Here is a 25,889-nt window from a genome sequence, read left to right as displayed (position 1 = left end):
CACGCCTATGTGGGATTTTAAAAAGCCTCCGAACAAGTCCGGAGGCCTTCCACATTATTTCTTTTCAATCGGCTCAAATCGTTCTACGAACAATGCTAGTGTACGGGTCATGACCCCTGTCGCACCTGCTGGGCCGAGATCATAGGCTTTCTTTGAGGTGGCTGTGCCGGCAATATCTAAATGAACCCATGGGGTGCCCTCAGCAAATTCACCGATAAAGGCGCCGGCGACAAGGGCATGGCCCTCACTGCCCGGTGAATTGTTCAAATCAGCGACTTTACTGTTTCGAACACGCTCTTTTTCCGTTTCAAATAACGGCAAGAGCCACATTTGCTCTCCGGCTTCAACCGATGCTTCAAGGACTTGTTCATATAATGTTTCATGGTTCGTCATAGCACCCGTCGTATGTAGGCCCAGTGCCGTGATCACCCCGCCGGTTAAGGTCGCGACGTCGACTAAATAATCTGCCCCGTGATGCTTCGCATAGGTAACGGCATCAGCAAGAACAAGACGGCCTTCTGCATCGGTGTTTAATACCTCGATTGTTTTTCCGCTCATGGACGTAATCACGTCATCCGGCTTAAAGGCGCCGCCGCTGATCATATTGTCTGTAGAAGGGATTACCGCGACTACATTTTGCTCAGGCCTGATTTCACCGATGATTTCCATGGCGCCGAGAACCGCAGCTGCTCCGCCCATGTCCGTTTTCATGCCAACGATGCCGGCCTTTGTTTTAATCGAATAGCCACCGGTATCAAAGGTAATTCCTTTTCCCACTAAGCCGATGACATCCTTCCATTCATCTTTTCCTTGATATTTCAGCACAATCATTTTTGGCGGCTGGACAGATCCTTGATTTACCGCAAGGAAAGCCCCCATTCCAAGCTTTTCAATTTCCGCTTTATCAAGTATTTCTACTTCAAAATCATATTTTGCCGCAAGTGTTGTTGCATAGGAAGCCATTTCAGTTGCCGTTAGCATGTTCCCTGGGATATTCACAAGCGTTCGTGCCGAATTTGTCCCCTTCCCAAATGCAAAGCCCACTGCCAGCGATGCTTGAACATCTTCTTCCTCAAAGGCCTCACTATAAACAGTTACATTCTCAAGTTTTTTCTCCGGCTCATTGGACTTTTGCCGATAGCCCTCAAATTGATAGGTCGACAGCGCGAATGCTTCACTCATAGCATGTGCTGCGTCTAGGCCGTCTAATTCCTCCGTAATGAAAGAGTCTAAATAAATAGCTGTTTCTTCAAGCTTGCCAGCCTTAACTTCCTTAAAAAGCTGGCCAAATGCTTCTCTTAATTTATCAAAGGTTAATTCTTTTTCCTTGCCCAGTCCAACAACCCATATTCGTTTTGCGCCAATTTTTTCAAAGCTATGTACTTTATTGATCCTTTTTATCTTTGCTGATAAGTCACCCGACTTAACCAGCTCTGTCAGTTGCCCATCAAACTTTTCATCCAGTACCGCCAATGTCCCTGAAAATTTCTCCGGCTTATCCAAAAGTCCGATGATTAAGCCCTCATGCTGGGCAGTTAACTCCCATTGCTTTTTTACATGAAACACAAACATTCACCTCCATAATTTTCTTCTCCATTATATCGGAAAAATGTATTTATTTCGACTAACTAATAATCTTCCAAATACAGCAGGAGGCGGGGAATCTTTGGCAGATCCCCAACCATTACAAATGGAATCCGGTCAATATTTTTTGGGAAAATGGTCAGACATTCTTCGATAAAAGGATAGACCTTCTCCAAATCCAGTCCCCAGAATTTAGGTCGGTAGGCTTGCAAATAGTCATGAGCCGTTTGCATCATCATGCGTGCACCTTTGACATTACCGTACTCATAGTGGTATATGGCCACACTCATTTGCAATAATCCCTTTAAAAATAAATTATCTTTTTCCGTCATCCACATTTCTTCAAGCAAGTCGTGGCAAGTGTAATAATCCCCTTCATTAAACGAAACAAAAAACTCATAGTATTCAATTGGGTAATCATTTAGCAAAAATGGATCCCCCCTCCAAGTTTACCTATTGTCTTTATAAAGTAACACAAAAAAACAGGCGATGTGCCTGCTTTTTACCTTTTTTCAGAACTAATATACTGCTGGCGGAAAACCTGCAGGGTTTTATCCTCGTTTAATGCCTGCAATTGATCCTCTGTAATCTTTCCATTCCCATTTTGAACCACGTAGACATCAACCTGCTTTTTGCCCCAGTGCTTATAAACATCTTCAACAGTTTCATAATAAAGATCCAGTTCGTTACCCTTGATCGCGCCACCCTTATCAGCCACAACCCCGTATCCATAACCTGGAATAAAGAGGACAGTGCCAATTGGAAAAACAGTTAAGTCAGCTGCGATAGTAGAAAATAAATCACGTTTCACCTTTACACCAGAGTAGGTGATCCCATATTCAGGATGGCCCTGCCTTTTTCCTGTTGATTCAAAACCAGCAGTGTAGCCAGTGGCTGTAACCGTATGCTTAGGGTACTTTGACCAATCAAATGCCTCCTCCAGCAACGGCGGTGTTGTCCCTGAAACGGATTCACTCGATGAGATTTTTGAAGCAAATTGGAAAATCAGCGTTTTTGCATTTACGCCGGATATGGATTGGAAGGTTGCTCCTAACGCCATAAAGAATAGGCAGGTCATGGCAATGCGCTTTATCCAATTTTTCATTTTATTCATTGAATTTTTCACTCCTCCCAAAATATTCATTCCCAATAAGCAAGGAATTATACAAAAAGACAATAAAAAAAGACTTCTACCTGAATGGTAAAAGCCTTAAAACATTTGGTATCCATTTTTCCGTAACAGTTTAATCGTAAATCCGGCGGCGATTGCCCCTGCCAGTCCGCTGATTAAAATGAGAATATCTGCTGTTGCCAACGTACTGAATCTTTCCCCAAGGTCAAGAAAAGCCGCTTTACTATTTGTAAAATATTCGCTAAAACTCACTTTATCTACAATAAAAATGGCGACAATAGGGTACACGATCGCCATAACCCATGACATTCTTAGCAGCATATTCAAGATAAATCCAATTCCAAAAAATAAGACAAAAAATAACACGATGGATATGATTAAGACAACGATGCTCATTTGCACCTGAGATTCCCCCTTTATACATCAACATTTAGTGTACTGAATGTCGAAAAGGGAGTCAATAAAAATAGCCCCTCGAAATTCATTCGAGGAACCACAGTGAATTGATTCTATTCCTTTTTCTTCCCTGTACCGCAGCAGCAGGAACAAGTTTCCGAGCCTCCAAGCACCAATTGAAAATATCCATTACCGGAACAATAATCGCAGTTTTTTGACTCCATGCTCTTACTCGTCATTCCCATCATCTCCTAAAAATCATTTACTTAATTTTCTGATAATATAGCAAGGATTCTGAAAAAAGGAAAGAACGAAAATCACGCAAAATCAGAAAAGAAAACGGATACATAGGAAGTTTTCTTTCATTTTCAAAGCGTCACTTAAATTTTCGAAAAATTACAAATATAACTTATAGGCTGTATAGCCGAATTGATTGCCCGGGTTAACCCCATCTATCCCTGGTTTAATGGGAGTGGCACTTTCGTTAAGCAAATAGTGTAAGAGGATGGACGCATCCTTCTCACGGATTAGCTCCTCCGGTGACATGAAACAGGCATCGTATAACTCGTAGTCCTGATGGATCACCTGCTGCTCTCCCAACGGTTCCAATAAAAACAAGAGCATATTATCACTGATTTCCTCATTGATGACTCCGGTTCGTAAGCCGATCAGCCCTTTAACTGTACAATTAATTCCAGTTTCCTCCATTACTTCTCGTAAAACGGCTTCATCCGCCGTTTCTCCTTCTTCAACAAATCCAGCTGGCAAAGACCATTGCCCCTTCAGCCCGCCATATCTTTTCTTCACTACCAGCCAATTTCCCTCACTTGACTTCACCAATCCGGAAACAGCTAACCACACCTTGCCTCGTTTTTCACGATTGCTCATCCCAACACCCCCTAAAAAATACATCTTAAATTTAATCATACCAAAAAGAGGACAGATATCTCTGTCCCCTCAAAAAAACTTTTTTAGAAAACGTTAAATTTACCTTTTTTCAATACAAGACCTGCGCCGCCAATCATGTAAAGGGCACGGTTGTCGACTACCTTTTTCATGAAGGATGCCTTTGTACCGGTAATCTTCTTACCAAATACCACACCAATAGCATCATCTTCACCTAATGAGCAAACCGTTCCTTTATTGTCAAAAGTAAAGGATTCAAGATCTGCCTTGTTACGGATTAGTGCCGCAATATTACGCGCTACAACCTCACCTTGCTGCATCGCAATTTGCGCTGTTGGCGGATATGGGCGATTAATTTCTTCATTAATCATTAATGAACTGTCGCCAATAATGAACACATTATCAAATCCAGGTGCACGAAGATCAGGATTTACCTTTACGCGGCCGCGCATTGCATCGAAACCGGACTTTTCAATAATCGCATTTCCACGGACACCAGCAGCCCAAACAACGGTTTCAGCCTTAATTTCATATGGTTCTTCGTCGCCTTTTCCGACAAGAATCGAACCAGGTTTCGCTTCCTTGATAGCCGTACCAATTAAAAACTCTACGCCTTTACGCTCTAATTGTGAAACAGCATAATTCACTAGTTCCGGGTCAAAACCAGGTAATACGGTAGGGGCTGCTTCCACACAAGTAATTTTTACTTTATGGAAATCTACATCGTACTCATGGCATAATTCCGGAATACGGTTTGTTAATTCACCAAGGAATTCAATACCGGTGAATCCAGCACCGCCGACAACGATAGATAGACGGTTATCGTTCTTCTCTGCTTCCATATTGTAAGTGGCAAATTGATATTCAATGTGCTCACGCAATTGACGGGAAGAATTGACATTGGTAATGCCAAATGCGTACTCTTTTAACCCTTTAATACCGAAAGTTTCAGGCTCGCCGCCAAGAGCGATTACAAGGTAGTCATAATTGACTTCCCCTTTTTCTAAAATCACTTTCTTTTCATCTTTATTAATTTCAACTACCGTATCTTGAACAAAATCGACCTTGCTGCGATCAATGACATTACTAATATCATACCGTACTTTGTCGTGATGCAGTGTACCTGCCGATGCTTCATGTAACCAAGTAGTTTCATAATGGTAATCATTTTTATTTACTAATACAATATCCGCTTCATTTACACCAATTAACTTTTGCAAACGAACTGTTGTTAGAAGTCCGCCGTAACCTGCACCGAGAATTACAATTTTAGGCTTTCTCAAAGTGATCACTTCCACCTTTTTATATATTTTTGTATAAATCTTCTTTTTCTTATCTTCCACTGCTTTAACCATTTTTATTTTAATTCAAGGAAAAATGTATGTGAGATAATTCACGAATAGGAATAGAGAAAAAGAAACTAAATCGTAAGCACACAGCGAATGAGAAAGATTTAGAAGATTGATAAACAAAAAGATGTTAGAACTTCCCAGTCATTCATAAAAATGTGCTTTTTTTGTCACAAATATTTAACAATATATCCACAATACATCTTATGCTACTTTGACTCTATTTTCAAGCGATTTATAGAAATAATTTAACAAAGATTAATGGAAACTTTACATATTCATTACATGGAAAAATTAAGATAACCTTTTTATCAGTCAGAATATTTGACATAAAGATGTGAGGAATTTTTTGTTTTGTGATATTATATGAATGGAGTTTGTTACTACATGTTGGGGGGATACGGAGTGCAAGAAAATCAAAAAGTTTATGACATAACGATCATCGGCGGCGGTCCTGCCGGCCTATTTACTGCCTTTTACGGGGGAATGAGACAAGCATCAGTAAAAATCATTGAAAGCTTGCCACAGCTAGGCGGTCAATTGTCAGCCCTTTATCCAGAAAAATATATTTATGATGTTGCCGGGTTCCCAAAAATCCGCGCACAAGAATTGATAAATAATCTAAAAGAACAAATGGCTAAGTTCGATCCGACTGTTGCACTTGAGCAATCGGTAGAAAAGTTGGAAAAGCAGGAAGATGGTACCTTTAAATTAACGACTAATAAAGAAGTCCACTACTCCAAAACAATTATTATTACTGCGGGAAATGGGGCATTCCAACCGCGCCGCCTAGAGCTTGAAAGTGCGGCACAATATGAAAAGAAAAACCTTTACTATTTTATTGAGGATTTAAACCAGTTTGCCGGCCAAAAGGTAGTTGTATTTGGCGGAGGAGATTCTGCGGTTGACTGGGCATTAATGCTCGAGCCAATTGCTGAACAAGTGACCATTGTTCATCGCCGTGATAAATTCCGTGCCCATGAACATAGCGTCGAAAACTTGTATAATTCTAAAGTCGATGTCAAAACTCCATTTGTTCCTGCAGAATTAATCGGGGATGAAAACGGAATTAAACAGGTTGTACTTGAAACAGTTAATGGCGAAGAAAAAGTCACAATTGATGTCGATGCTGTTATCTGTAACTACGGATTTGTTTCTTCACTTGGCCCGATTAAGGAGTGGGGTCTGGAGATCGAAAAGAATTCCATTGTTGTTAATTCAAAAATGGAAACGAATACACCTGGCATTTATGCTGCCGGCGATATTTGCACATATGATGGTAAAGTGAAATTAATTGCCTGCGGATTTGGCGAAGCACCGACTGCCGTTAACAACGCCAAATCTTATATTGATCCAAAAGCAAAAGTACAGCCATTACACAGTTCTTCCATGTTTAATAAATAAATTGCAAAAGACGCCCATTGCTGGGCGTCTTTTATTGTTGGACTAGCATTCCTCAGGTGTTCCGGTTGCTGTTGCTGTACGGAAGGATGAACCGCAGCCACACGATGCGATGGCGTTTGGATTTTCAATCGTGAAGCCTCCGCCCATCATCGATTCTTTATAATCAATTTTTGTCCCTTGCAAAATGGCGGAACTTTCTTTATCAACGAGCACTTGGATTCCATGCTGCTCGAACTGAAGGTCATCTTCGTTTACCTCATGATCGAAGCCCATGCCATATGACAGGCCGCTGCAGCCGCCGCCCTTAACACTTACTCGTAAAAAAGCACCTTCTTCTTCATTATGCTTCATCATTTCTTTTATGTGCAGGGACGCAGCTTCTGAAACAATTACAACTTCTTTACTCATCATTACTCCCCCTTTTTATGAGGCTTTTATTATAGTATATACACTTGATGTCCAGTACTCAAATGTTTAGATTCTTATTATTAACATATGATACAAATATAAAAAAGGGAGCGGCACGCCCCCCTCTTCATGAGAATTGTCCAGCACCAGCGCCCTAGCGGCTAGTGTCCTTCTGCTTTTCTATTTTAAAACATCGGATTTTCATCCAGGTATTGATATATGTTATCGACCAGTTCATCGGGTGTGTTTCCTGTTACAACTTCACCATTCACGAGTGCATAGAGAGTCATTGCACATTTCCCGCAGTAGCCGAGACACCCATATTCAATAATATCCAAGTTAGGATCTCTTTGTAGTTTTTCTAGTGCCCTTTGTGCACCGTTTGCCAGGTTACTAATACAAAATTCAATGATCGGCTTTATCAATGTCTTCACCTCTCCACAACTATTTATCCTACTACATTTAAGGGGTTCCGTCAATTACCATGTTTATGGCAATCGTGTCAAGATGAGTGTGATTATTGTTGTTATTTGGACACAATTTAGATATACTCGTATGTGGTTAATAAAACGGAAAATTATCTTAATATACTTGTCTTTTAAATGAAAGTGGCTAAACAAAGGGGAATGTAAAAATGAAAAACCTTGTCATTCTTGGTGGCGGTTATGGCGGAATGAAGATTTTGAACGAGCTCCTTCCCAACCATTTACCGGAGGACGTAACGATTACATTAGTTGACCGCGTCCCATACCATTGCTTAAAAACGGAATACTACGCATTAGCTGCCGGCACGATTTCTGATAAAGAAGTCCGTGTTGCTTTCCCGGAACATCCTCGTTTGGATGTAAAGTACGGAGAAGTTATCGGTATCGACCGGACGAACCGAACAATTAATTTGAAGAACGCTCAACCTATTGTATATGATGACCTTATTATTGGACTCGGTTGTGAGGATAAGTATCACGGGGTTCCAGGTGCAGACCAATTTACTTACAGTATCCAAAGCATTGAGAAAGCACGGCTCACCTATTCCGTGCTAAATAATCTTGGCCCTGGTTCTGTTGTCGGGATTGTCGGTGCCGGTTTAAGTGGAGTGGAGCTTGCGAGCGAATTAAGTGAAAGCCGTGAAGACCTAAACATTAAATTATTTGATCGCGGAAAACATATTCTCTCAGCGTTTCCGGAGCGGTTAAGTAAATATGTTGAAAATTGGTTTGTCAGAAATAATGTTGAGATTATTAATAATTCCAATATTACTAAGGTGGAAGAAAAAAGGTTATACAATCATGATGAACCGATTGATTGTGATGTAATTGTTTGGACGGCAGGAATTCAAGCAAATAAAATCGCCCGTGAAATGGATGGGGAAAAGGATCGTTCGGGACGACTGATCGTTACGAACCATCATCACCTGCCAGCGGATGAACATGTGTTTATCGTCGGAGACTGCGCAAGCTCACCACATGCACCAAGTGCCCAGCTTGCGGAAGGACAAGCGGAACAAGTGGTCGAAGTCTTGAAAAAGCGCTGGAATGGTGAACCATTGCCGGAAAGTTTCCCGCCGATCAAATTAAAAGGCATCCTTGGCTCTCTTGGAAAAAAGCAAGGCTTCGGAATGATGGCAGACCACGCCATTACAGGACGTGTCGCCCGCCTTATAAAGTCTGGGATCCTATGGATGTACAAGTTTCATAATGGATGACAAAAAGGAGCATTCCGTCAGTGGAATGCTCCTTTTCTTTAAATCGCTTTATATCCATATTTCTCTAGTTCTGCAAAAATCGTTTTTAACCTTGGGTTGCCCTCACCAACAATCTTTTCCTTTATGACAACAACCGGGTAAAACATATCTTCTTCAATGACTCTTTTGGCAAAAATTTCTTTTTCTCTTTCGGCTAAAGGCTGATAAATATCCACATAGCTCATTTTAAACGGTTGATCGGGGAACTTCCTGGCAATAGCTGCTTCCAGCCATTCAAAGGTCTCTTTGGAGGAAGGCAGATTTATACAGCTTGGACATAAGGTTTCTGCCCCGTAAAGAACAATTTCCACTTCATTCATACTCATAAAAAACCATTCCCGTCGTTTTTCTTTTCATTTTACTATAAATAATAGGCTAATGTCTGTAAATCTTTATTTTCCTAATTTCTGAGAATGGATTTTTAGCACGGTTGACATTATAATATAAGTAGGAAAGGAGTCGATTAACATGGAAGAACAAGAAATGTTTGAGCAAGTTCAAGAAGTATTAGATAAATTACGTCCATTTCTTCTTCGCGATGGCGGGGATTGCGAATTAGTTGATGTAGAGGATGGCATTGTTAAGCTCCGCTTGCTAGGTGCGTGCGGCAGCTGCCCGAGCTCAACGATCACTTTAAAAGCCGGCATTGAAAGAGCACTTTTAGAAGAAGTACCCGGCGTCGTTGAAGTAGAACAAGTATTTTAATAAATGGAAATAGCGATTGCCGAAGTTGGCAATCGCTTTATTTATATGCGCTTCAGTCCATACGCCGCTGACCAGGCCGCTTCCGCTTTTCTTATTGAAAAAGCCATTCGAGCTGGGGCAAGTTTAACCGTTTAATCGGCGCTCCTGAAATTTGGAAGAATCCTGCTAAAAATCGTTCATACTCACTTGATTGCCGCAATATTTTACTTAGCCTCTCTTCTAATACCTTCTTTTCCTGCTCGGAACGCGTTATATAATAACTTTCAATACAATCGAAATAGTGCAATGGAAAGACTAAACGGGAATACAGTAAGCGCCAAGAAAAGGAAGATAACGGCGCAACGCTTTGGTATTCCTCAAAAAACTGTCTTAATTCCATATCATATGTTTGGATATTGCGAAAATACCGCTCCCTAGTCCACTCGGCTAAGTCACGGCTTCGATGGTCAAATACCCAGTCAAACGGATTTTTTATCATGTACTGATTATGAGGGCCCCACGTTTTATTGGTAAAACGCTCATGGCAAACCGTACCGCTATCTGTCTCAGCAGGTTCATCATCAAGCTCAGAATCGAACTAAATATTGGATCGCATTCTCTGTTAATCCAAGATAATATGGGAAAGAGTCGATAAACATGCGTTCAAATTCATCTTCCGGTGTTTGAAACAATAGACCATTCCACACCCTTTCCATTTGCTCAAGACGCTTTTCCCACAAGGACTTCCATTCCCCAATCCGGCTTGACCTTTCGATTTGAAAAGGAACCCTCCGGCCGCGTTCATGGAATTTCGCCAGTTTCCGGCCCAATTTTATTTTTCGCCCCTCTTCGATTTGCCGGCTTGCTAATACACAATATTTATTTTGTTCCCATGTTGTAATTAACTGGCCTTCCTTCGACGGTAAAAAAATAGGCACGTTTGGATCTCCATAATTCCGTAAATGCTCAGCAATTTTCTCTAGTTCGGAAATATCTGCTTCTTCCTTGCCAGCCGGATTCGAAATTAAATAGAGCCAGCCATTCCCTCTCAGTGCATCATAGGCATCTAATTTTACGTATTCCTCCACAGTAATTCCATATTGGTTTTCAAGCATTTTCTGAAGCATCTTACCACCCCGTCTTTGTACCTCTTTTTAACTCATGTATATGTAACAGCATGGAAAAACTTGTTGTCTTCCCTGTTTTTTTACGATTAAGAATTCGGAAAAATATAGGTAAGGATTTGAATTACTCTTTTACATAATAATTGCATATAATATGGAAATGAAGTATATATATAGTGGAAAACTAAAGAAAAGGTGATTAATGATGGCAGACGACAAAAAACTAGATCTAACCGAAGAAACCGCACGCAGATGGCTGAAAGAAAGAGGCGTAGAAGTACAGGACATGGCCGATTTAGTCTTCTTTTTACAGGAAAAATATCATGAAAATTTAAAGATGGAAGATTGCTTAGCTAACGTGGAACGAGTCCTTTCCAAACGTGAAGTACAAAATGCCATAATAACTGGAATCCAGCTTGATATGCTCGCCGAAAAAGGAATGCTCGAAGAACCATTACAATCGATTATTGGAACTGATGAAAGCCTTTATGGCGTTGATGAGATCCTCGCCTTTTCGATTGTGAATGTTTACGGTTCCATCGGGTTTACTAATTATGGATACATTGATAAACTGAAGCCTGGAATTTTGGCACATTTAAATGATAAATCAACAGGTGAATGTCATACCTTTTTAGATGATATTGTCGGGGCAATCGCCGCCGCTGCTTCCAGCAGGCTGGCACATCGAGCATCCCGTGCAGAGAAGGAATAAAGGAAGTCAAAAAAGGATGGAGATTTCCATCCTTTTTAACATTCCCATTGATCCAAAGTATCAATAGCATAGGTTGGCTTACGGCCGTAGCCGGCAAGCAATTCCTTCGTGGTTACCCCTGTATGGACAAGGAGCGTGTCCATTCCGGCATTCATTCCTGCTGCAATATCGGTATCATAGTTATCGCCAACCATCAGGGTTTCTTCTTTCGCGATCCCTAATACCTTTAGGGCTTGTTCCATAATAATCGATTCAGGCTTGCCGATGAAAATCGGTTTTGTCTGTGTGGAAACCGTAATCACGGATGTCAGCGATCCATTGCCCGGAAGCAGTCCCCTCTCCGTTGGAATGGCAATATCCCCATTGGTTGAAATAAATACCGCACCATTGCGGACAGCTAAGCAGGCAACCGCCAACTTTTCATAGCTAATCGCACGGTCGATTCCTACAACAACAAACTCGGCGTCTTCTCCGGCAAATTTCAGTCCTTTTTCCTCAATCGCAGACCGGATTCCTTCCTCGCCAATCACATAAACTGATGCATCATTCTTTCGTTCAACTATATAATTGGCCGTCGCCTGACTTGTGGTGAATACAAGCTTTTCGTCCGCCGGTATGTCAAATCTGAGCAGTTTTTCGGCCACCTGCGCCGGTGTTCGCGAAGAATTATTCGTGACGAATAAATAAGGGATTTTTTGATCACGCAGCTGTTGGACAAAACGTGACGCGGCTTCAATCCGCTCTGTTCCTTTGTACATCGTTCCATCTAGGTCAATCAAATAACCTTTATATTTTCTCATGGCTATCACCCCTAAGTTATATCTTTCCCGTTAAACAGAAAAAGACCGTATCACGGTCAATTTTTAAATGCAGACACCGGTCCTAATTCATTTGTAAGGTATTCACGGACATTCTCCGAAAAACGGCCGAATTCAGGTAGGTACTTAGCAAATTGCTCCTGAAGTTCACGATGATCAACGTCCATGTAATCCTGAACAAGCATTTTCCGATATGGAATAAGGCTTTTAAATGCTTCTCCCGTTTCCTTTGTGATGACCTTTTCATCCATTAAAATATCGATAATGTCCTCGTAGCTGCCTGGGTCCCGCATAATAAAGCCGTCAATCATGTCATTTCCGACATCCAATACTGCTTCAAGCATCATTTGACATAAACGCTCCAATGCCGTCTTTTCTATTGGTGTTGACCAATCCTTTTGTTCGTGAAAAAGATTAACTTTTGTCTCTAAATATTGGAGGAATGCTTCAATTCTTTCTCTGTCAACAAAATACATCTAGCCCACTTCCCTCTATGTAGTCCCTTTCATTTTTATTGTAACACAATCCTTCTATGGTTCGTATTTTTCCCCAGCAGAAATCAGTGAAACATGGCCTGAAATTTGATACTATAAAGAAGATGGAAAAATAGTGAACACCTTAAAGGAGACCATTTCATGACTGAACGCTTTTTCTTATACGATGATACGGAAGATACAAAAACAAGATTTGTCAGTTTTGTTGGTGAAAACCAGCGCTTCGATTTAGCGATTGTTCAAACGAATCGCCATTATGGAAAGTCATTAGTTCTTGATATCCAGGGAAATCGGTTTGCCATTATCGGCCAGGACGATTTGGAGGAAGAGGGATACTTAGAATTTGCCTTTCAATTAAATGAGCAAGATGCGGAAGAACTGCGCAGTTTTTTAACTGAAATCATTTGATCCTCACATGTTTTTCACCCTCTTTGAAATACTAAAGGGTAAAGGAGTGAAAGCATGGGTAATAAGGACTCAGAAAAATATACAGAATTATCAACGGTTGAACAACAACAAAATTTCCTCACTGCCCAGGAGTTTCCAGAAGGCGCGTATGGTTCCTCCATCAGAAAAGACGAGCCAGTGCAAAATAAGAGTACTCCTTGGAAAGAGGGACAGCGGAAATACAGTGCTTTTAATTATGAATTTAAATCACTGCATCAGGATTTACCGCGGCAGATGGAAGGTGCACATCCGCCACATGATGACCCGGATACAGATATACAAGAGCCTTATTCGGAGGCATAAAAAAGAAGGTTCAGGGTTACCTGACCTTCTCATTTTTTTACCTTTTTCAAAACAAAATAGGCACAGCCGAAATTGCAGTATTCATAGAGGTACTCACTCAGTGTGCTTATTTTTGTATCAAATGTAGCCTTTTGGTTTTGATCGTCGAAGAAACCCTTCAGGCGAAGCTGCCCATAGCCCCAATCGCCTACAATATAATCGTACCTCGATAAAATATCACTGTACCTTGCTTTAAATGCTTCCTCATTATACGCGTCACGATATTCCTGCAGAATTTCATATCCGGTATTGTTAACCACAATCATCCTATTTCACCTCATTTGCCCAGCAAATACCTAATACCCATTATAACCGATTCCCCATCAATTACTAAGAAAAAAAATCCTTCCTTTGGCTATTCTAATAAAAGGAGGTGCTTTTAATTGAAAAAATTTATCATAATCGCTGGATTATGTACGATGACCGCTTTAACAGGGTGCTCAAAGGATACTGCCAGCAACGATATATACGAGGAAAGCGGTAATACCATTAACGTCAATAACAAAAGACATGAACTATACAATGAAGAAGCCGGTCGGGGAATTCGTAATGTCAGCGACAATTATGGCTTTGTCCGCCACCAAAAAAGTCCGGTGGCGAATGATAATATGGGAAATAATCACTATACGGCACTTGATCGTGAGCAGGTCGCTAACATTATTAGCAAGCAAAGCACAAGTATTCCTAACGTAAATGATGTTGCAACACTTGTCACAGATCAAGAAGTGTTAATTGCCTATGATACCAATTCAAAGGACCGCAACTTAACTGCAGACCAGGTGAAGCGGACAGCGATATCAGTGGTACCTAGATATTACCATGTGTATGTCACTGACAATAAAGTCTTGATGCGTGATGTTGAAAATTTGGCTAATACCGATTCAAATAGCAGAAATGCCCGTAATGTGGTCAATGGGCTGATCAAGCAAATGAAAAAGTCTCCACAAGGTTCTGCTGTAAATTCCAACGAAGATGCCAATGGTATGACTCAGAGTGACCATATGCGCAATCGCTAAAGAAAACTTGCCGTTTGGCGAAGACAGAGGCGTAGTTGCACTTATGCCTAATAGGAAAGTTACACTTTCCTATCGGTTAAAGAAAAGAGTTCAGCCCTTTATTGCCGGGGCTGAACTCTTTTTACGCTTCTTTTTTTACTTCTGTTTCTCCAAGCATTTGTTTGTGTTTGGCAGCAGCATTGACTTGTTCATCGGCATGATAGGATGAACGGACAAGAGGGCCTGCTTGACAATGGCTAAAGCCTTTACTCATCGCAATTTGCTGTAATTCATTAAACTCATCCGGGCTATAGTATTTTTGCACCTTTAAATGACTCTTGGTCGGCTGCAGGTATTGCCCAATGGTCATGATATCAACGTTATTTGTTCTTAAATCATCCATGACTTCCAGGATTTCTTCTTTTGTCTCCCCAAGACCAATCATTAAGCTTGATTTTGTGGGAATGCTTGGCTGCATTTCTTTGGCACGGCGAAGAAATTCAAGCGACCGGTCATATTTAGCACGTGCTCTTACTCTTGGTGTTAACCGTTTAACTGTCTCAATGTTATGATTCAAAATATCCGGTTTCGCATCCATTAACAGCTGTAAATTTTCTTCCTTGCCTCCCATATCAGAAGGAAGAACTTCTATACTTGTAAATGGATTTTTCCGGCGAATCGCCCTTACTGTTTCCGCAAAAACAGCTGCCCCGCCATCCTTTAAATCATCCCGGGCTACTGCCGTCACGACCACATGCTTCAAGTTCATTAATTGAACAGAGTCCGCTACTCTTTCCGGCTCCTGCCAATCAAGCTCTGTTGGCAGCCCTGTTTTGACGGCACAGAAGCGGCAGGCACGCGTACAAGTATCTCCCAGAATCATAAATGTCGCCGTCCGTCTTTCCGCCCAGCATTCGTGAATGTTAGGGCAGCGGGCCTCTTCACAAACCGTATGAAGATTTTTTTCGCGCATCATTTTTTTTAAACCCGTATAAGACTCATTCGTGTTTAACTTTATTTTTAGCCATTCCGGCTTACGTAAAACTTCTTCTTTTTGGCTCAATTTTTACACTCCTTGAAATCCCAGTATGATAAAGTGAAACCTCTTCTGATGTCACTTTATCATACTGGAATAGGAACGACAAGGAATCAAATTATTAAGATCATGTCTTTTTTACTGATCCTTTCCCGTAGTTTAATGATTCCGTTTTCGATTACCAATTATTAACCCTAATGAAATGGACTAATAATCATAAACTAACTTTGTACCTTAATTGGAAGGAGGATCTCTGTTGCGGGCTGTTCTCATAATTGGAACGATCCTTATGCTCTTAACTTCACCATTGTCTGTCAGGGATGCTCACGCAAAAGAAGAACCTGATCCCTATCAGGAAAGAATGAAGCTATATAAAAAGATGGAAACAGTTACTCAGATTCCTTGGTATTATTTAGCGGCCATTGATCAATATGAAAGAAGTATCCGTTTTGCACGTCGCGATTTGCCAAAGCCTGAAAGTACCATTTCGATATATTTCAAGCCGGGCCAATGGGCAGGCTTAACAAATCCAAACCCATCGGAAGAAAATCCGGCTATTATCCAATTTTTTAATGGAATAGGTGTCGATGGCGACGGGGATGGAAAAGCGAGCTTGAAGAGTGATGAGGATGTTTTATATGCGTTTGCCAACTATCTTCTTTCATATGGTGTAGATCATGAGAATATAAAAATCGGGTTATGGAATTACTATCATCGTGATAAAACGGTAAGTATTATTGCCGGTAAGGCGAAAATTTATCGGCATTTCGGCCGTCTTGATTTAGATAAACAAGTCTTCCCTGTGCCTCTTCACAGCAATCACAGTTATCGCAGTACATGGGGGGATGCACGCGGCTGGGGCGGAAGAAGGATGCATGAAGGAACGGACATTTTCGCTGGTTACGGGGTACCGGTCCGTGCGACAAGCTATGGAATTATTGAAATGAAGGGCTGGAACAAGTTCGGCGGCTGGAGAATCGGCATCCGCGATATCAATAACACCTATCATTACTTAGCCCACCTAAGTGGGTTTGCCAAAGATTTAAGGGTTGGTCAAATCGTTGAGCCCGGCATGGTCATCGGCGGTGTTGGCAGCTCCGGATACGGTCCGCCGGGGACTTCCGGGAAATTCCCGCCCCATTTACATTACGGAATGTATAAGGACAATGGGATAACGGAATGGTCATTTGACCCGTACCCGCATTTAGCAAAATGGAAACGCCTGGAGCGAATGAATATGAAACGGAAATAGGACTGTCCTTTGGAGGATAGTCCTTTTAATTTCCTGATTTTTTCGTATCTGTTTTCTTTTCCGGTAACTGAATGGATGGCGTGATACCGCCGCCGCTGTTATAAAATTGCGGAACTTCTCCTTCTACCAACCTTCCCCCAACCGGAATGCTTTGTTTTAACTTGGTAATTTTTGTTGCAAATGGAGTGATAATTTGGACTGATACTTCGATTTCAACAGAGACCTGGATCCAGACACTATTGATTCCCATTTGTTTTGGTTCAATATGAACATCCGGCTCCACTTCACCAATCGCATGGAATTTAACCGGAATTTTAGGTCCAATATTCCCTAATAATGAAATATTGGTGGCCTGGCCTAATGGCACATACCAAACAATTCCATCTTCTTTACCGGTGTTTTCTGTTTCAATTTCCACATCTGATTCTAATAAGGCGATATCCCCCTTCTTTGCTGTTTTTAAATTCTTTTGAATTTGGGCAGTGGTTTCTGCTAACACCCGATTGATTAAATCTGTATTCAATTCGGCGTTTTGCTTTTTTCCATCACTGCTTTCCGTTATTTTAATAACCTGATTATTTTCCCCCACATTGGTAGTACGTTTCGTAATGGCTCTATTAATGACAAGGGATGCAATATTACGGGTTTCTGATTCCGCATATCTCATTAAGGCCGGCTCAATTCCCTTGTTTACCAGCATCAAACTGGCAGCAGTAGAGAATAGGAAAAAGACGAAAGTCAGCAGCATCACATATCGGAATGGCAGCGGCCCACGCTTGAAAAATCGCCGCCGTCGGAACTTTGCCAAAGAAATCCCCCCTTCATGCTATGTGTATGCTAAGAAGAGATGAACTAGCCCATGAAAAAAAGCCTGCTTTTTTAGCAAGCTTTAAACCATTTTTAGCAAGGCGTCTTTTCCGATCATCCCCTGATGAATCCCTAATTCTTCTGCCTCTACAGTTACTGACTCTAAAGGGGCATTTAGGAGCTGATCAATCGTTCGAACGCCGACAGCCCGGCCGGCAATGATTTTGCGATCCTTTAATTTTTTATTTAATAGGCCAACATCTAAAGCACCGCACATAATATAGCCTTTATCATTTGACACCGTTAAAAGGGTGGTTTTTGGTAGTATAACTGTCACAGCCACGAAAGTATGGCCGTTAATTTCAATTGGTGAAAGCTCAATCAAAGGGTCCCACACTCCTTTCCTCACTATCACAGTATGTTTGCGAAGGAAAATTCGTGATGGGCTAGGTTGGCATCTCAAGCTTCCATTTCAATAAATCACGCAAAAATTCCGGCAGAAAATAGTTCTTCTGCTTCTGCGGCAGTACTTCTGTGAAAAAATGGCCAAAAGTAAACATATCGGGGAGAGCTAATGTATAGTTGCTGTCCAGCTTTAATTCGCTGCCCTGAATGAAAATTTTATTTTTCTCAAAGCAAATTCCATCATAAACAAATATTCCTAAAACGGTCCCTCTAAAACCGAGGCCTTTTATTTGCCTGTGATGTAAGCTCTCGTCCATGGTTTGAGATAGGATCTCCAATAATTCTTTTCCCGTCAATTCGACTACACACGGATTGATCGGGTGTGGACAAACCTCGAGCAAATCGTATGTTGTCACCTCTTCAGATAATGTGCCTAAAAGAAGCCCCGCATTAATCATTGCACAGTCTGCCCGGCACCATTCTCTTAATGTCTTCGATAACAAACGTGAAAAATTGGTTTCCTGAAATGGATTGTGCAGCAATGGCTCGCTGAGGGTTGTGACCTTATGGCTTAACAGATCCTTCCCTTTGTTTAAAAAAGCAATAATTTGTTCCTGTTCATTTGGAACAATTGGAAGATCATTAAAGTCATAAAGAAGTGCCTCCTTACGAGTGACAGCCTTTTGTTCATTAAGGTGAATTGTCATCTTGCCAACATAAAAACCGTACTTTCCTGCAGCCCCAAGAAGTGTAGACCCGACAAGCTTTCCTTTTTCAAAAAAGTGATGGGTGTGAGCTCCTAAAATAACATCGATTTCCGGGAATGCTGTTGCAATCCGTTCATCATCATGGATGCCGAGATGGGACAGCAAGATAATGAAATCCGATTCTTTTTCTAGCGGTTCAAGCCATTTTTTAAGCTCGGAGATTGGATCTGTCAGCCTCCACCCGAGCAAATCATATAGATGTGTAAAGGGTGCGGTAAGACCGATTACGCCCAGTCGAGTTCCCTTTTGTGTTTGATAGATCTTATAGGGTTTTACCCATTGCGGATAACTGCCATTTTGGTAATAAAAGTTTGCAGCAAGAACATCGAACTCAGCATCGCTGTAAAGCTGATCTAAATCGTCAAAAGGAAGGTTTACTCCTTCGTTATTCCCTATCGCAGCCGCGGTAAACTGGCACTCATTTAACAGGGGGATATTCCCTTTCCCTTTCGTTGCTTCCGTATACGGATGCCAGCGGTCAATGAAATCGCCGATATCAAAGAGAAAGACGTCCTCACCTTGCTGCTGATGTAATTGTTTTTTCTGCAAAAGAAACTGCTGTATTCGCGGCCAATGTTCTAAGTGACTGTGAAAATCATTTGTATGGTATAGATGTATGGTTTCCATTTTTCTACCTTACCCTGTAATCCCTTGATAAATTAAGCGAACGGCTACCACCACAAGGATAATTCTGATAATCATAACAATGGTTTTACTCTTTAATTTGGAATTTAAAAGCACGCCAACCTTCGCGCCAATCCATGCCCCCGGTATCAGTGCCAATGCATAAAGCCAATCCACATTCCCCAGGGTGATATGGGTGATGGAACTCAAGATCGATGTTGGTAAAATCATAAACATCGATGTCGCCGTTGCCACGTGCGGCGGAAAGAAAAATAGCAAGATCATCGTTGGCACCATCAGCGAGCCGCCGCCAATCCCGAAAATCCCTGATAAAAAGCCGACAATGAAGGAAATGACGACGGCTAGAATCGGACTAAAACCATAGTCAAAGGTTTTCCCGCTATTGTCGGTAAAGCTCCGGACAATTCCCTTATCTTTCCGATACGGCAGAGGCTTTAATTTATCCTTAGCGACCATTACAATCGAGACAAACAGAATAAATAGTCCGAAATAAATATTGAAAGAGTGCAACTCTAATTTTTCCGTTACCCATGCACCAAGGATGCTCCCCGGCCCACTGCCAATCAGAAATATTAATCCACTTTTATAATCAACCGTTTTAAGTTTCATGTAGGCTAATGTAGAGGATAGCCCGGTAAAAATCATCGTAAAGAGAGATGTCCCGACTACTACCTGCGGTGTCAGGTGGCTGAATGTTGACAAGGTTGCTAAGTACAGCAAAGCAGGGACAACAATGATGCCTCCCCCCATGCCAATCAGCGAGCCTAGTGAGCTCGCAACCAGCCCTACTAAAACTAAAATAATCCATTCCATTTTGTTTTCACCTTCTAGTGTATGTCTAATTAAATAAATCCAGCTGCCTTGGAGCGAGCCCTTCATATTCAATATGTAAAAGTTTCATCATTTCTTTGGCATTGTCCGCCGCGTCGCCGCCGGAGTTGTTGTTAAACAGGAGATAGATGTTAGTGGTTTGTTGCGCTAAACATTGGACGCGTTTGGCCCACTCTTCCAGCTCTTGATGATTATAGCGATAAAGATAGCGGACCTCGCGCCAGTTTTCGGCGTTTCGCTTTTGCCAGCCATGAACATTGCGGCCGTGAAATCTAACAAGTACCTGACTAGCACTAGTCGTCTCCAGTACTGTTGGGACAGACCCTTCCCCGGATTGAGGTTCATCACAAATGCTGTGAATCCATTTCTCTGCCTTCATAAAATCAAGAGTTTGGCGGCGATATTGAGGTGCAAACCAGGATTGATGCCTAAATTCCAATGCACAGGGTATATCCTCCATTTCATGTTTACACCATCTTAAATAATCTACATTTTCTCGTTTGCAGGCAAACCACGGCGGAAATTGAAACAGGACCATGGCTAATTTATTTTGTTGTATGTATGGTTCCAATGACTCTTTAAAGGCGCTGAACATCGCTTGTTTGCTTTCAAATGGGATTTCGCCACGTTGGTGACCTGTCATCCCTTGATAGGCTTTTACGATAAACTGGAAGCTCTCTGGCGTTTCACTGACCCACTTTTCAGCATTTCTTTTTGGCTGAATGGCGTAGAAAGCGGTATCGACTTCAACGGTCGGAAAATGACCTGCGTATTCCTTAAGTTTATCACGTGAGGGCGTGTGACTGGGGTATAAGCTGTCGTGGTCTCCCCAACCCGTTACACCAATATAGATCAAGAAGCTCACCTCCATTTATTAATAATAGCATAACCAATTTTAGAAGATGCTAGATTTTTCGATTTACGAAGCTTCCTTTTAATATTGGAAAGGATAACGACAGTAATTTGCTGTTATCCGACAGTGAACAAATCTTATTCGACAGTAACCAACTGTTATCCGACAGTAACCTTTCCAATTGACAGGTAATTTGTGTTATCCGACAGTAAATAAACCTTATATGACAGTAAGCCGCCTCTATCCAACAGTAAACTCTTCTCAAACGACAGTAAATCACATCTGCAACGCAAAAACCCGCCTGCTAACGCAGCAAGCGGGGAAATTTTTCAACGATATTAACCGATGGATCCTTCCATCTCGAACTTGATTAAACGGTTCATTTCGACGGCGTATTCCATTGGCAGTTCTTTTGTAAATGGCTCGATGAAGCCCATTACAATCATCTCAGTAGCTTCTTGTTCTGAAATACCGCGGCTCATCAAGTAGAAGAGCTGCTCTTCAGATACTTTCGAAACTTTCGCTTCGTGCTCAAGAGAGATATTGTCATTTAGGATTTCGTTGTATGGAATGGTATCAGATGTTGATTGATTATCCATAATCAACGTATCACATTCAATGTTGGCACGGGCGCCATCGGCTTTTCGGCCAAACTGAACGATCCCACGGTAAGTTACTTTCCCGCCGTGCTTCGAAATGGATTTCGAAACGATAGTGGAAGATGTATTTGGAGCTAAGTGAATCATTTTTGCTCCGGCATCCTGGTGCTGGCCTTTACCGGCAATCGCGATGGATAACGTCATGCCGCGGGCGCCTTCACCTTTTAAAATAACCGCTGGGTATTTCATCGTTAATTTAGAACCGATATTACCGTCAATCCATTCCATCGTTGCGTTTTCTTCACAGACAGCACGTTTTGTTACAAGGTTATACACGTTGTTTGCCCAGTTTTGGATCGTTGTATAACGGCAGTAAGCATCCTTTTTAATGACAATTTCAACAACCGCACTATGCAAGGAGTTCGTTGTATAAACCGGAGCGGTACAGCCCTCAACGTAATGGACATGCGCGCCCTCATCAACGATAATCAGCGTCCGTTCGAATTGCCCCATGTTTTCGGAGTTAATTCGGAAATACGCCTGTAATGGAGTATCTACTTTTATACCAGGCGGTACATAAATAAACGATCCACCTGACCAAACTGCAGAGTTTAGTGCCGCAAATTTGTTATCAGTTGGTGGAATTACCTTTGCCCAGTGTTCACGGAAAATATCTTCATTTTCACGTAAGGCAGAATCGGTATCCTTAAAGACTATACCTAATTCTTCTAGGTCTTCCTTCATGTTGTGGTAAACAACCTCGGACTCATATTGAGCCGAAACCCCGGCAAGATACTTTTGCTCAGCTTCAGGAATTCCCAGCTTATCGAAGGTTGCCTTAATTTCTTCCGGCACTTCATCCCAAGATTTCTCAGACTTCTCAGACGGCTTAACGTAATAGGTAATCTCATCGAAGTTTAATGAATTTAAATCTCCGCCCCATTGCGGCATTGGCATTTTGTAAAAATGCTCCAGTGATTTTAAGCGGAAGTCTAACATCCACTGCGGTTCACTTTTCATTTTTGAAATCTCTTCAACAATCTCACGTGTTAATCCACGTTTTGATCGGAATATGGAAACGTCTTTATCGGCAAAACCATATTTATAATCACCGATCTCAGGCATCTTTTTAGCCATCGTCGTATTCCTCCATTCTTAAACGATGGGGCTAGAGCACCCCAGCGTTTTATTGTTGTTCCTCTTCCTTCAAGCCTTTTTCCATCGCCTTCCACGCTAATGTCGCGCATTTGATGCGGGCTGGAAATTTGGCTACACCTTGAAGTGCTTCAATATCACCTAAATCAATCGAATCGTCTGGCTCTTTGCCTAACATCATTTCAGAAAAAATATGTGATAATTGGATCGCATCTTCGACCTTTTTCCCTTTGATTGCCTGCGTCATCATTGAGGCGGATGACATTGAAATCGAGCAGCCTTCGCCCTCAAATCTTGCATCCTCAACGATTCCATTTTCCACTTTAAATGTCAATTGAATCCGGTCACCGCAGGTTGGGTTGTTCATGTTAATGGTATGACTTCCATCTTCCAACACACCGCGATTGCGGGGTTTTTTATAATGGTCCATAATCACTCTTCGGTAAAGTGCATCTAAATTAGAAGACATCGCTGAAATACTCCTTTGTTTTGACAAGCCCTTCAACGAGTTTATCAATATCCTCTTCAGAATTATATAAATAGAAGCTTGCTCGCGCTGTAGCTGAAGCTTTCAGCCATCTCATCAGCGGCTGTGCACAATGATGTCCGGCACGTACAGCAATTCCTTCTGCATCTAATACGGTTGCCACATCATGCGGATGGACATCTTCAATATTAAACGTCACAAGTCCTGCACGCTTGGCTGCATCATGCGGTCCGTAAATGGTCATTCCTTCAACGGTTGACATTTTTTCTAATGCATAGGCAGCAAGCTTATGTTCATGCTCGGCAATATTGTCTAAACCAATTTCATTTAAAAAGTCAATTGCTGCGCCAAGTCCGATCGCTCCGGCAATAATTGGCGTACCGCCTTCGAATTTCCACGGCAGCTCTTTCCAGGTTGATTCGTACAAATGAACAAAATCAATCATTTCGCCGCCAAATTCAATTGGCTCCATATTTTCTAGAAGATGTTTTTTTCCATAAAGAACACCTATGCCAGTAGGAGCACACATTTTGTGTCCGGAAAAAGCAAGAAAATCACAATCCAGGTCTTGGACATCAATCTTCATGTGCGGCACACTTTGGGCACCATCGACCACCATGATGGCACCATTTTCATGGGCAATCTGGGCAATTTCTTTAACAGGATTGATCACGCCAAGTACGTTTGACACCTGCATGACAGACACAATTTTTGTATTTTCCGTTACAGTTGCACGGACATCATCAAGTGAAATGGTGCCATCCTCTTGCAATGGAATGTACTTTAACTGCGCACCCGTCCGTCTTGCAACCTGCTGCCACGGAATAATATTACTGTGATGCTCCATATAGGTAATGACGATTTCGTCGCCTTCTTTTACATTCGCAGCAGCATAGCTTGCTGCCACGGTATTAATTGAAGTGGTTGTTCCTCTTGTAAAAATAACTTCCTGCGTCGATTTCGCATTTATAAACTTGCGAACCTTTTCCCTTGCCCCTTCATATGCATCCGTAGCTCTAGTTCCAAGCGTATGAACACCGCGATGGACATTGGAATTGATTTCACGATAATATTTATCAACAGCCTCGATTACCTGAAGCGGCTTCTGTGAAGTTGCCGAACTATCCAAATAAACGAGCGGCTTGCCATTTACCTCTTGATCGAGTATCGGAAATTGTTTACGAATATCCTGGATATTCATTAGCGTACTTTCCTTTCAATCACTTCGACAAGCTGTTTCTTTACTCCTTCAATCGGAAGTTGATTCACGACTGGTGCTAGGAAACCATGAATGACTAACCGTTCCGCTTCTTGTTTAGGAACTCCGCGGCTCATTAAATAATACAGCTGCAATGGATCAACGCGGCCTACAGAAGCTGCGTGTCCTGCCACAACATCATCTTCATCAATCAGCAAAATAGGATTGGCGTCGCCGCGTGCTTTTTCACTGAGCATCAGAACACGTGAAGTTTGTTCCGCATCTGATTTAGAGGCACCATGTTCAATTTTACCGATCCCGTTAAAGATGGATGTAGCACTATCCTTTACTACCCCGTGATTTAAAATATTCCCGGTAGTATGCTTTCCAAAGTGAACAACCTTCGTAGTAAAGTTTTGCGTTTGGTCGCCGCGGCCGACAACAACTGTTTTAGTATCGCCATTGGAACCATCGCCAAGTAAATTAGTGGTGTTTTCTGAGATCGTATTTCCTTCGTTCATCAAACCTAGTGACCATTCAATGTTGGCATCTCTGCCTGCAACACCGCGGCGATTAACATAAGTGGTAACACCATTAGCTAATGTATCAACCGCACCATATTGAATCTTCGCATTTACATTGGCAATCACTTCGGACAAGATGTTGACTAACGTATTCGATGTTTCCATTGTAGAAATATAGTTTTCCACATATGTGACGGAACTATTGTCATCTGCGACAACAATCACATGGTTAAACAAATTAGCTTCTTTATTATCATGTACATATACAGCTTGAATCGGTTCGGATATTTCTACGTTTTTTGGAACATACAAGAAAACTCCGCCATTTACAAGTGCAGCGTGAAGAGCAGTCAAACGGTGTTCATCCACGTTAATTGCCTGCGTCATATAATATTTTTTCAATAAGTCCCCGTGTTCCCTTGCTGCCGTGAAAATATCAGTGAAGATTACACCTTTGCTTTTTAGATCTTCTGATAAAGTTAAAAAGGCAGGGGTTTGATTTCGTTGAATGTACAAATTCTGACTTCCCGCTTCCAAATCAACCAATGCCTTTACTTCCTCCGGCAGGTCAGCTAGAGAGGCAAAGCCATCGCTTTTTACTGTATGTTGATTAAATTGCGTGAAATTCCATTTATCTATTTTCGTTTTATCAGGTCTAGGCATTGACAGTTGTTCGAAATCTTGTAATGCCTTTAGACGAAACTCTTCAAACCATGCAGGTTCGTTCATTTCTTTTGAAAAAGAACTTACAAAACCTTTATCAAATGGTAATTTTGTTTCTGTTGTCATTTTAA

General features: G+C 41.6%; 33 protein-coding genes. 8 read left to right on the top strand and 25 right to left on the bottom strand.

Annotated features, from left to right (window positions below):
* Positions 1-54: 54 nt before the first annotated feature.
* The 7 genes from ACO1D1_RS10430 to ACO1D1_RS10400 form a co-directional block, all read right to left on the bottom strand.
* On the bottom strand, positions 55-1,566 hold the full coding sequence (locus tag ACO1D1_RS10430; RefSeq protein WP_423335884.1) for a leucyl aminopeptidase: 1,512 nt from the start codon (positions 1,564-1,566) through the stop codon (positions 55-57).
* Between the two features lie 62 nt (positions 1,567-1,628).
* Positions 1,629-2,012: a DUF309 domain-containing protein gene (locus ACO1D1_RS10425; protein WP_423335883.1), complete on the bottom strand. Its 384-nt coding sequence runs from the start codon at positions 2,010-2,012 to the stop codon at positions 1,629-1,631.
* Positions 2,013-2,086: 74 nt separating this feature from the next.
* Complete coding sequence (locus ACO1D1_RS10420) at positions 2,087-2,698, bottom strand: 3D domain-containing protein (protein WP_149871459.1); 612 nt, start codon at positions 2,696-2,698, stop codon at positions 2,087-2,089.
* A 96-nt stretch (positions 2,699-2,794) separates the two neighbouring features.
* On the bottom strand, positions 2,795-3,118 hold the full coding sequence (locus tag ACO1D1_RS10415) for a YuiB family protein (protein WP_423335882.1): 324 nt from the start codon (positions 3,116-3,118) through the stop codon (positions 2,795-2,797).
* Positions 3,119-3,225: 107 nt separating this feature from the next.
* On the bottom strand, positions 3,226-3,351 hold the full coding sequence (locus ACO1D1_RS10410; protein WP_423335881.1) for a YuiA family protein: 126 nt from the start codon (positions 3,349-3,351) through the stop codon (positions 3,226-3,228).
* 157 nt (positions 3,352-3,508) lie between these two features.
* The gene (locus tag ACO1D1_RS10405; RefSeq protein ID WP_423335880.1) at positions 3,509-4,000 is read right to left on the bottom strand and encodes an NUDIX domain-containing protein; all 492 of its coding nucleotides are present in this window, start codon (positions 3,998-4,000) and stop codon (positions 3,509-3,511) included.
* Positions 4,001-4,083: 83 nt separating this feature from the next.
* Positions 4,084-5,301 carry an NAD(P)/FAD-dependent oxidoreductase gene (locus tag ACO1D1_RS10400; protein ID WP_423335915.1) on the bottom strand — a complete coding sequence of 406 codons (1,218 nt, stop codon included), beginning with the start codon at positions 5,299-5,301 and terminating at the stop codon, positions 4,084-4,086.
* 471 nt (positions 5,302-5,772) lie between these two features.
* On the opposite strand from ACO1D1_RS10400, the gene ACO1D1_RS10395 reads away from it, so the two are divergent.
* Positions 5,773-6,771 carry an NAD(P)/FAD-dependent oxidoreductase gene (locus tag ACO1D1_RS10395; protein WP_423335879.1) on the top strand — a complete coding sequence of 333 codons (999 nt, stop codon included), beginning with the start codon at positions 5,773-5,775 and terminating at the stop codon, positions 6,769-6,771.
* A 42-nt stretch (positions 6,772-6,813) separates the two neighbouring features.
* On the opposite strand, the gene erpA is transcribed toward ACO1D1_RS10395, so the two are convergent.
* Both erpA and ACO1D1_RS10385 read right to left on the bottom strand, forming a co-directional pair.
* Complete coding sequence (gene erpA, locus ACO1D1_RS10390) at positions 6,814-7,179, bottom strand: iron-sulfur cluster insertion protein ErpA (protein WP_423335914.1); 366 nt, start codon at positions 7,177-7,179, stop codon at positions 6,814-6,816.
* 185 nt (positions 7,180-7,364) lie between these two features.
* Positions 7,365-7,604: a YuzB family protein gene (locus ACO1D1_RS10385; RefSeq protein WP_149871464.1), complete on the bottom strand. Its 240-nt coding sequence runs from the start codon at positions 7,602-7,604 to the stop codon at positions 7,365-7,367.
* A 209-nt stretch (positions 7,605-7,813) separates the two neighbouring features.
* On the opposite strand from ACO1D1_RS10385, the gene ACO1D1_RS10380 reads away from it, so the two are divergent.
* A complete protein-coding gene (locus ACO1D1_RS10380) occupies positions 7,814-8,881 on the top strand; it encodes an NAD(P)/FAD-dependent oxidoreductase (protein WP_423335878.1) in 1,068 nt (355 codons plus the stop codon).
* A 38-nt stretch (positions 8,882-8,919) separates the two neighbouring features.
* Here ACO1D1_RS10380 and ACO1D1_RS10375 read toward each other — a convergent pair whose 3' ends face one another.
* The gene (locus ACO1D1_RS10375; protein WP_423335877.1) at positions 8,920-9,246 is read right to left on the bottom strand and encodes a YuzD family protein; all 327 of its coding nucleotides are present in this window, start codon (positions 9,244-9,246) and stop codon (positions 8,920-8,922) included.
* Positions 9,247-9,388: 142 nt separating this feature from the next.
* Between ACO1D1_RS10375 and ACO1D1_RS10370 the strand changes: the two genes are divergently transcribed.
* Positions 9,389-9,625 carry a NifU family protein gene (locus ACO1D1_RS10370; RefSeq protein WP_149871467.1) on the top strand — a complete coding sequence of 79 codons (237 nt, stop codon included), beginning with the start codon at positions 9,389-9,391 and terminating at the stop codon, positions 9,623-9,625.
* 91 nt (positions 9,626-9,716) lie between these two features.
* On the opposite strand, the gene ACO1D1_RS10365 is transcribed toward ACO1D1_RS10370, so the two are convergent.
* Together ACO1D1_RS10365 and ACO1D1_RS10360 are read right to left on the bottom strand one after the other, a co-directional pair.
* Complete coding sequence (locus ACO1D1_RS10365) at positions 9,717-10,103, bottom strand: hypothetical protein (protein ID WP_423335876.1); 387 nt, start codon at positions 10,101-10,103, stop codon at positions 9,717-9,719.
* 88 nt (positions 10,104-10,191) lie between these two features.
* A complete protein-coding gene (locus ACO1D1_RS10360) occupies positions 10,192-10,731 on the bottom strand; it encodes a hypothetical protein (protein ID WP_423335875.1) in 540 nt (179 codons plus the stop codon).
* A gap of 202 nt (positions 10,732-10,933) precedes the next feature.
* Here ACO1D1_RS10360 and ACO1D1_RS10355 point away from each other — a divergent pair, with 202 nt between their 5' ends.
* A complete protein-coding gene (locus tag ACO1D1_RS10355; protein ID WP_149871469.1) occupies positions 10,934-11,440 on the top strand; it encodes a phosphatidylglycerophosphatase A family protein in 507 nt (168 codons plus the stop codon).
* Between the two features lie 35 nt (positions 11,441-11,475).
* Here ACO1D1_RS10355 and ACO1D1_RS10350 read toward each other — a convergent pair whose 3' ends face one another.
* Entirely contained in the window at positions 11,476-12,240 is a 765-nt protein-coding gene (locus tag ACO1D1_RS10350) for a TIGR01457 family HAD-type hydrolase (RefSeq protein WP_423335874.1), read from the bottom strand.
* A gap of 56 nt (positions 12,241-12,296) precedes the next feature.
* Positions 12,297-12,734, bottom strand: coding sequence for a DUF86 domain-containing protein (locus ACO1D1_RS10345; RefSeq protein ID WP_423335873.1), 438 nt, complete (start codon positions 12,732-12,734; stop codon positions 12,297-12,299).
* A gap of 159 nt (positions 12,735-12,893) precedes the next feature.
* Here ACO1D1_RS10345 and ACO1D1_RS10340 point away from each other — a divergent pair, with 159 nt between their 5' ends.
* Together ACO1D1_RS10340 and ACO1D1_RS10335 are read left to right on the top strand one after the other, a co-directional pair.
* Positions 12,894-13,160, top strand: a complete 267-nt coding sequence (locus tag ACO1D1_RS10340; RefSeq protein ID WP_149871472.1) for a DUF3055 domain-containing protein — start codon at positions 12,894-12,896, stop codon at positions 13,158-13,160.
* A 54-nt stretch (positions 13,161-13,214) separates the two neighbouring features.
* Complete coding sequence (locus tag ACO1D1_RS10335) at positions 13,215-13,502, top strand: cytosolic protein (RefSeq protein ID WP_423335872.1); 288 nt, start codon at positions 13,215-13,217, stop codon at positions 13,500-13,502.
* Positions 13,503-13,531: 29 nt separating this feature from the next.
* Here ACO1D1_RS10335 and ACO1D1_RS10330 read toward each other — a convergent pair whose 3' ends face one another.
* On the bottom strand, positions 13,532-13,807 hold the full coding sequence (locus ACO1D1_RS10330) for a YutD family protein (protein WP_149871474.1): 276 nt from the start codon (positions 13,805-13,807) through the stop codon (positions 13,532-13,534).
* A 117-nt stretch (positions 13,808-13,924) separates the two neighbouring features.
* Between ACO1D1_RS10330 and ACO1D1_RS10325 the strand changes: the two genes are divergently transcribed.
* Positions 13,925-14,557 carry a YhcN/YlaJ family sporulation lipoprotein gene (locus ACO1D1_RS10325; protein ID WP_423335871.1) on the top strand — a complete coding sequence of 211 codons (633 nt, stop codon included), beginning with the start codon at positions 13,925-13,927 and terminating at the stop codon, positions 14,555-14,557.
* A gap of 121 nt (positions 14,558-14,678) precedes the next feature.
* On the opposite strand, the gene lipA is transcribed toward ACO1D1_RS10325, so the two are convergent.
* The gene (lipA, locus tag ACO1D1_RS10320; RefSeq protein ID WP_423335870.1) at positions 14,679-15,599 is read right to left on the bottom strand and encodes a lipoyl synthase; all 921 of its coding nucleotides are present in this window, start codon (positions 15,597-15,599) and stop codon (positions 14,679-14,681) included.
* A gap of 262 nt (positions 15,600-15,861) precedes the next feature.
* On the opposite strand from lipA, the gene ACO1D1_RS10315 reads away from it, so the two are divergent.
* A complete protein-coding gene (locus tag ACO1D1_RS10315) occupies positions 15,862-16,824 on the top strand; it encodes a M23 family metallopeptidase (protein WP_223821016.1) in 963 nt (320 codons plus the stop codon).
* Between the two features lie 25 nt (positions 16,825-16,849).
* Here the strand turns inward: ACO1D1_RS10315 and yunB are convergent, their stop codons facing one another.
* The 9 genes from yunB to sufD form a co-directional block, all read right to left on the bottom strand.
* Entirely contained in the window at positions 16,850-17,632 is a 783-nt protein-coding gene (yunB, locus tag ACO1D1_RS10310) for a sporulation protein YunB (RefSeq protein WP_149871478.1), read from the bottom strand.
* 81 nt (positions 17,633-17,713) lie between these two features.
* The gene (locus tag ACO1D1_RS10305; protein WP_149871479.1) at positions 17,714-18,016 is read right to left on the bottom strand and encodes a YunC family protein; all 303 of its coding nucleotides are present in this window, start codon (positions 18,014-18,016) and stop codon (positions 17,714-17,716) included.
* Between the two features lie 61 nt (positions 18,017-18,077).
* Positions 18,078-19,430: a bifunctional metallophosphatase/5'-nucleotidase gene (locus ACO1D1_RS10300; protein WP_423335869.1), complete on the bottom strand. Its 1,353-nt coding sequence runs from the start codon at positions 19,428-19,430 to the stop codon at positions 18,078-18,080.
* Between the two features lie 9 nt (positions 19,431-19,439).
* Complete coding sequence (locus tag ACO1D1_RS10295; RefSeq protein WP_423335868.1) at positions 19,440-20,261, bottom strand: sulfite exporter TauE/SafE family protein; 822 nt, start codon at positions 20,259-20,261, stop codon at positions 19,440-19,442.
* A 25-nt stretch (positions 20,262-20,286) separates the two neighbouring features.
* Positions 20,287-21,135 (bottom strand): DUF72 domain-containing protein, encoded by an 849-nt coding sequence (locus ACO1D1_RS10290; protein ID WP_149872788.1) that lies wholly within the window; start codon positions 21,133-21,135, stop codon positions 20,287-20,289.
* Positions 21,136-21,470: 335 nt separating this feature from the next.
* The gene (gene sufB / locus ACO1D1_RS10285; RefSeq protein WP_149871482.1) at positions 21,471-22,868 is read right to left on the bottom strand and encodes a Fe-S cluster assembly protein SufB; all 1,398 of its coding nucleotides are present in this window, start codon (positions 22,866-22,868) and stop codon (positions 21,471-21,473) included.
* A gap of 49 nt (positions 22,869-22,917) precedes the next feature.
* Positions 22,918-23,355 carry a Fe-S cluster assembly sulfur transfer protein SufU gene (gene sufU / locus ACO1D1_RS10280; RefSeq protein WP_149871483.1) on the bottom strand — a complete coding sequence of 146 codons (438 nt, stop codon included), beginning with the start codon at positions 23,353-23,355 and terminating at the stop codon, positions 22,918-22,920.
* The gene (locus tag ACO1D1_RS10275; RefSeq protein WP_149871484.1) at positions 23,345-24,574 is read right to left on the bottom strand and encodes a cysteine desulfurase; all 1,230 of its coding nucleotides are present in this window, start codon (positions 24,572-24,574) and stop codon (positions 23,345-23,347) included. Before ACO1D1_RS10275 ends, sufU begins: the two co-directional genes overlap by 11 nt.
* Positions 24,574-25,884 carry a Fe-S cluster assembly protein SufD gene (sufD, locus tag ACO1D1_RS10270; RefSeq protein ID WP_423335867.1) on the bottom strand — a complete coding sequence of 437 codons (1,311 nt, stop codon included), beginning with the start codon at positions 25,882-25,884 and terminating at the stop codon, positions 24,574-24,576. The genes ACO1D1_RS10275 and sufD overlap by 1 nt, the downstream gene beginning before the upstream one ends.
* Positions 25,885-25,889 lie beyond the last annotated feature (5 nt).

This window comes from Neobacillus sp. 19 (genome assembly GCF_049463095.1).
GTDB lineage: Bacteria > Bacillota > Bacilli > Bacillales > Cytobacillaceae > Neobacillus.
This window is presented reverse-complemented; position numbering and strand designations above follow the sequence as displayed.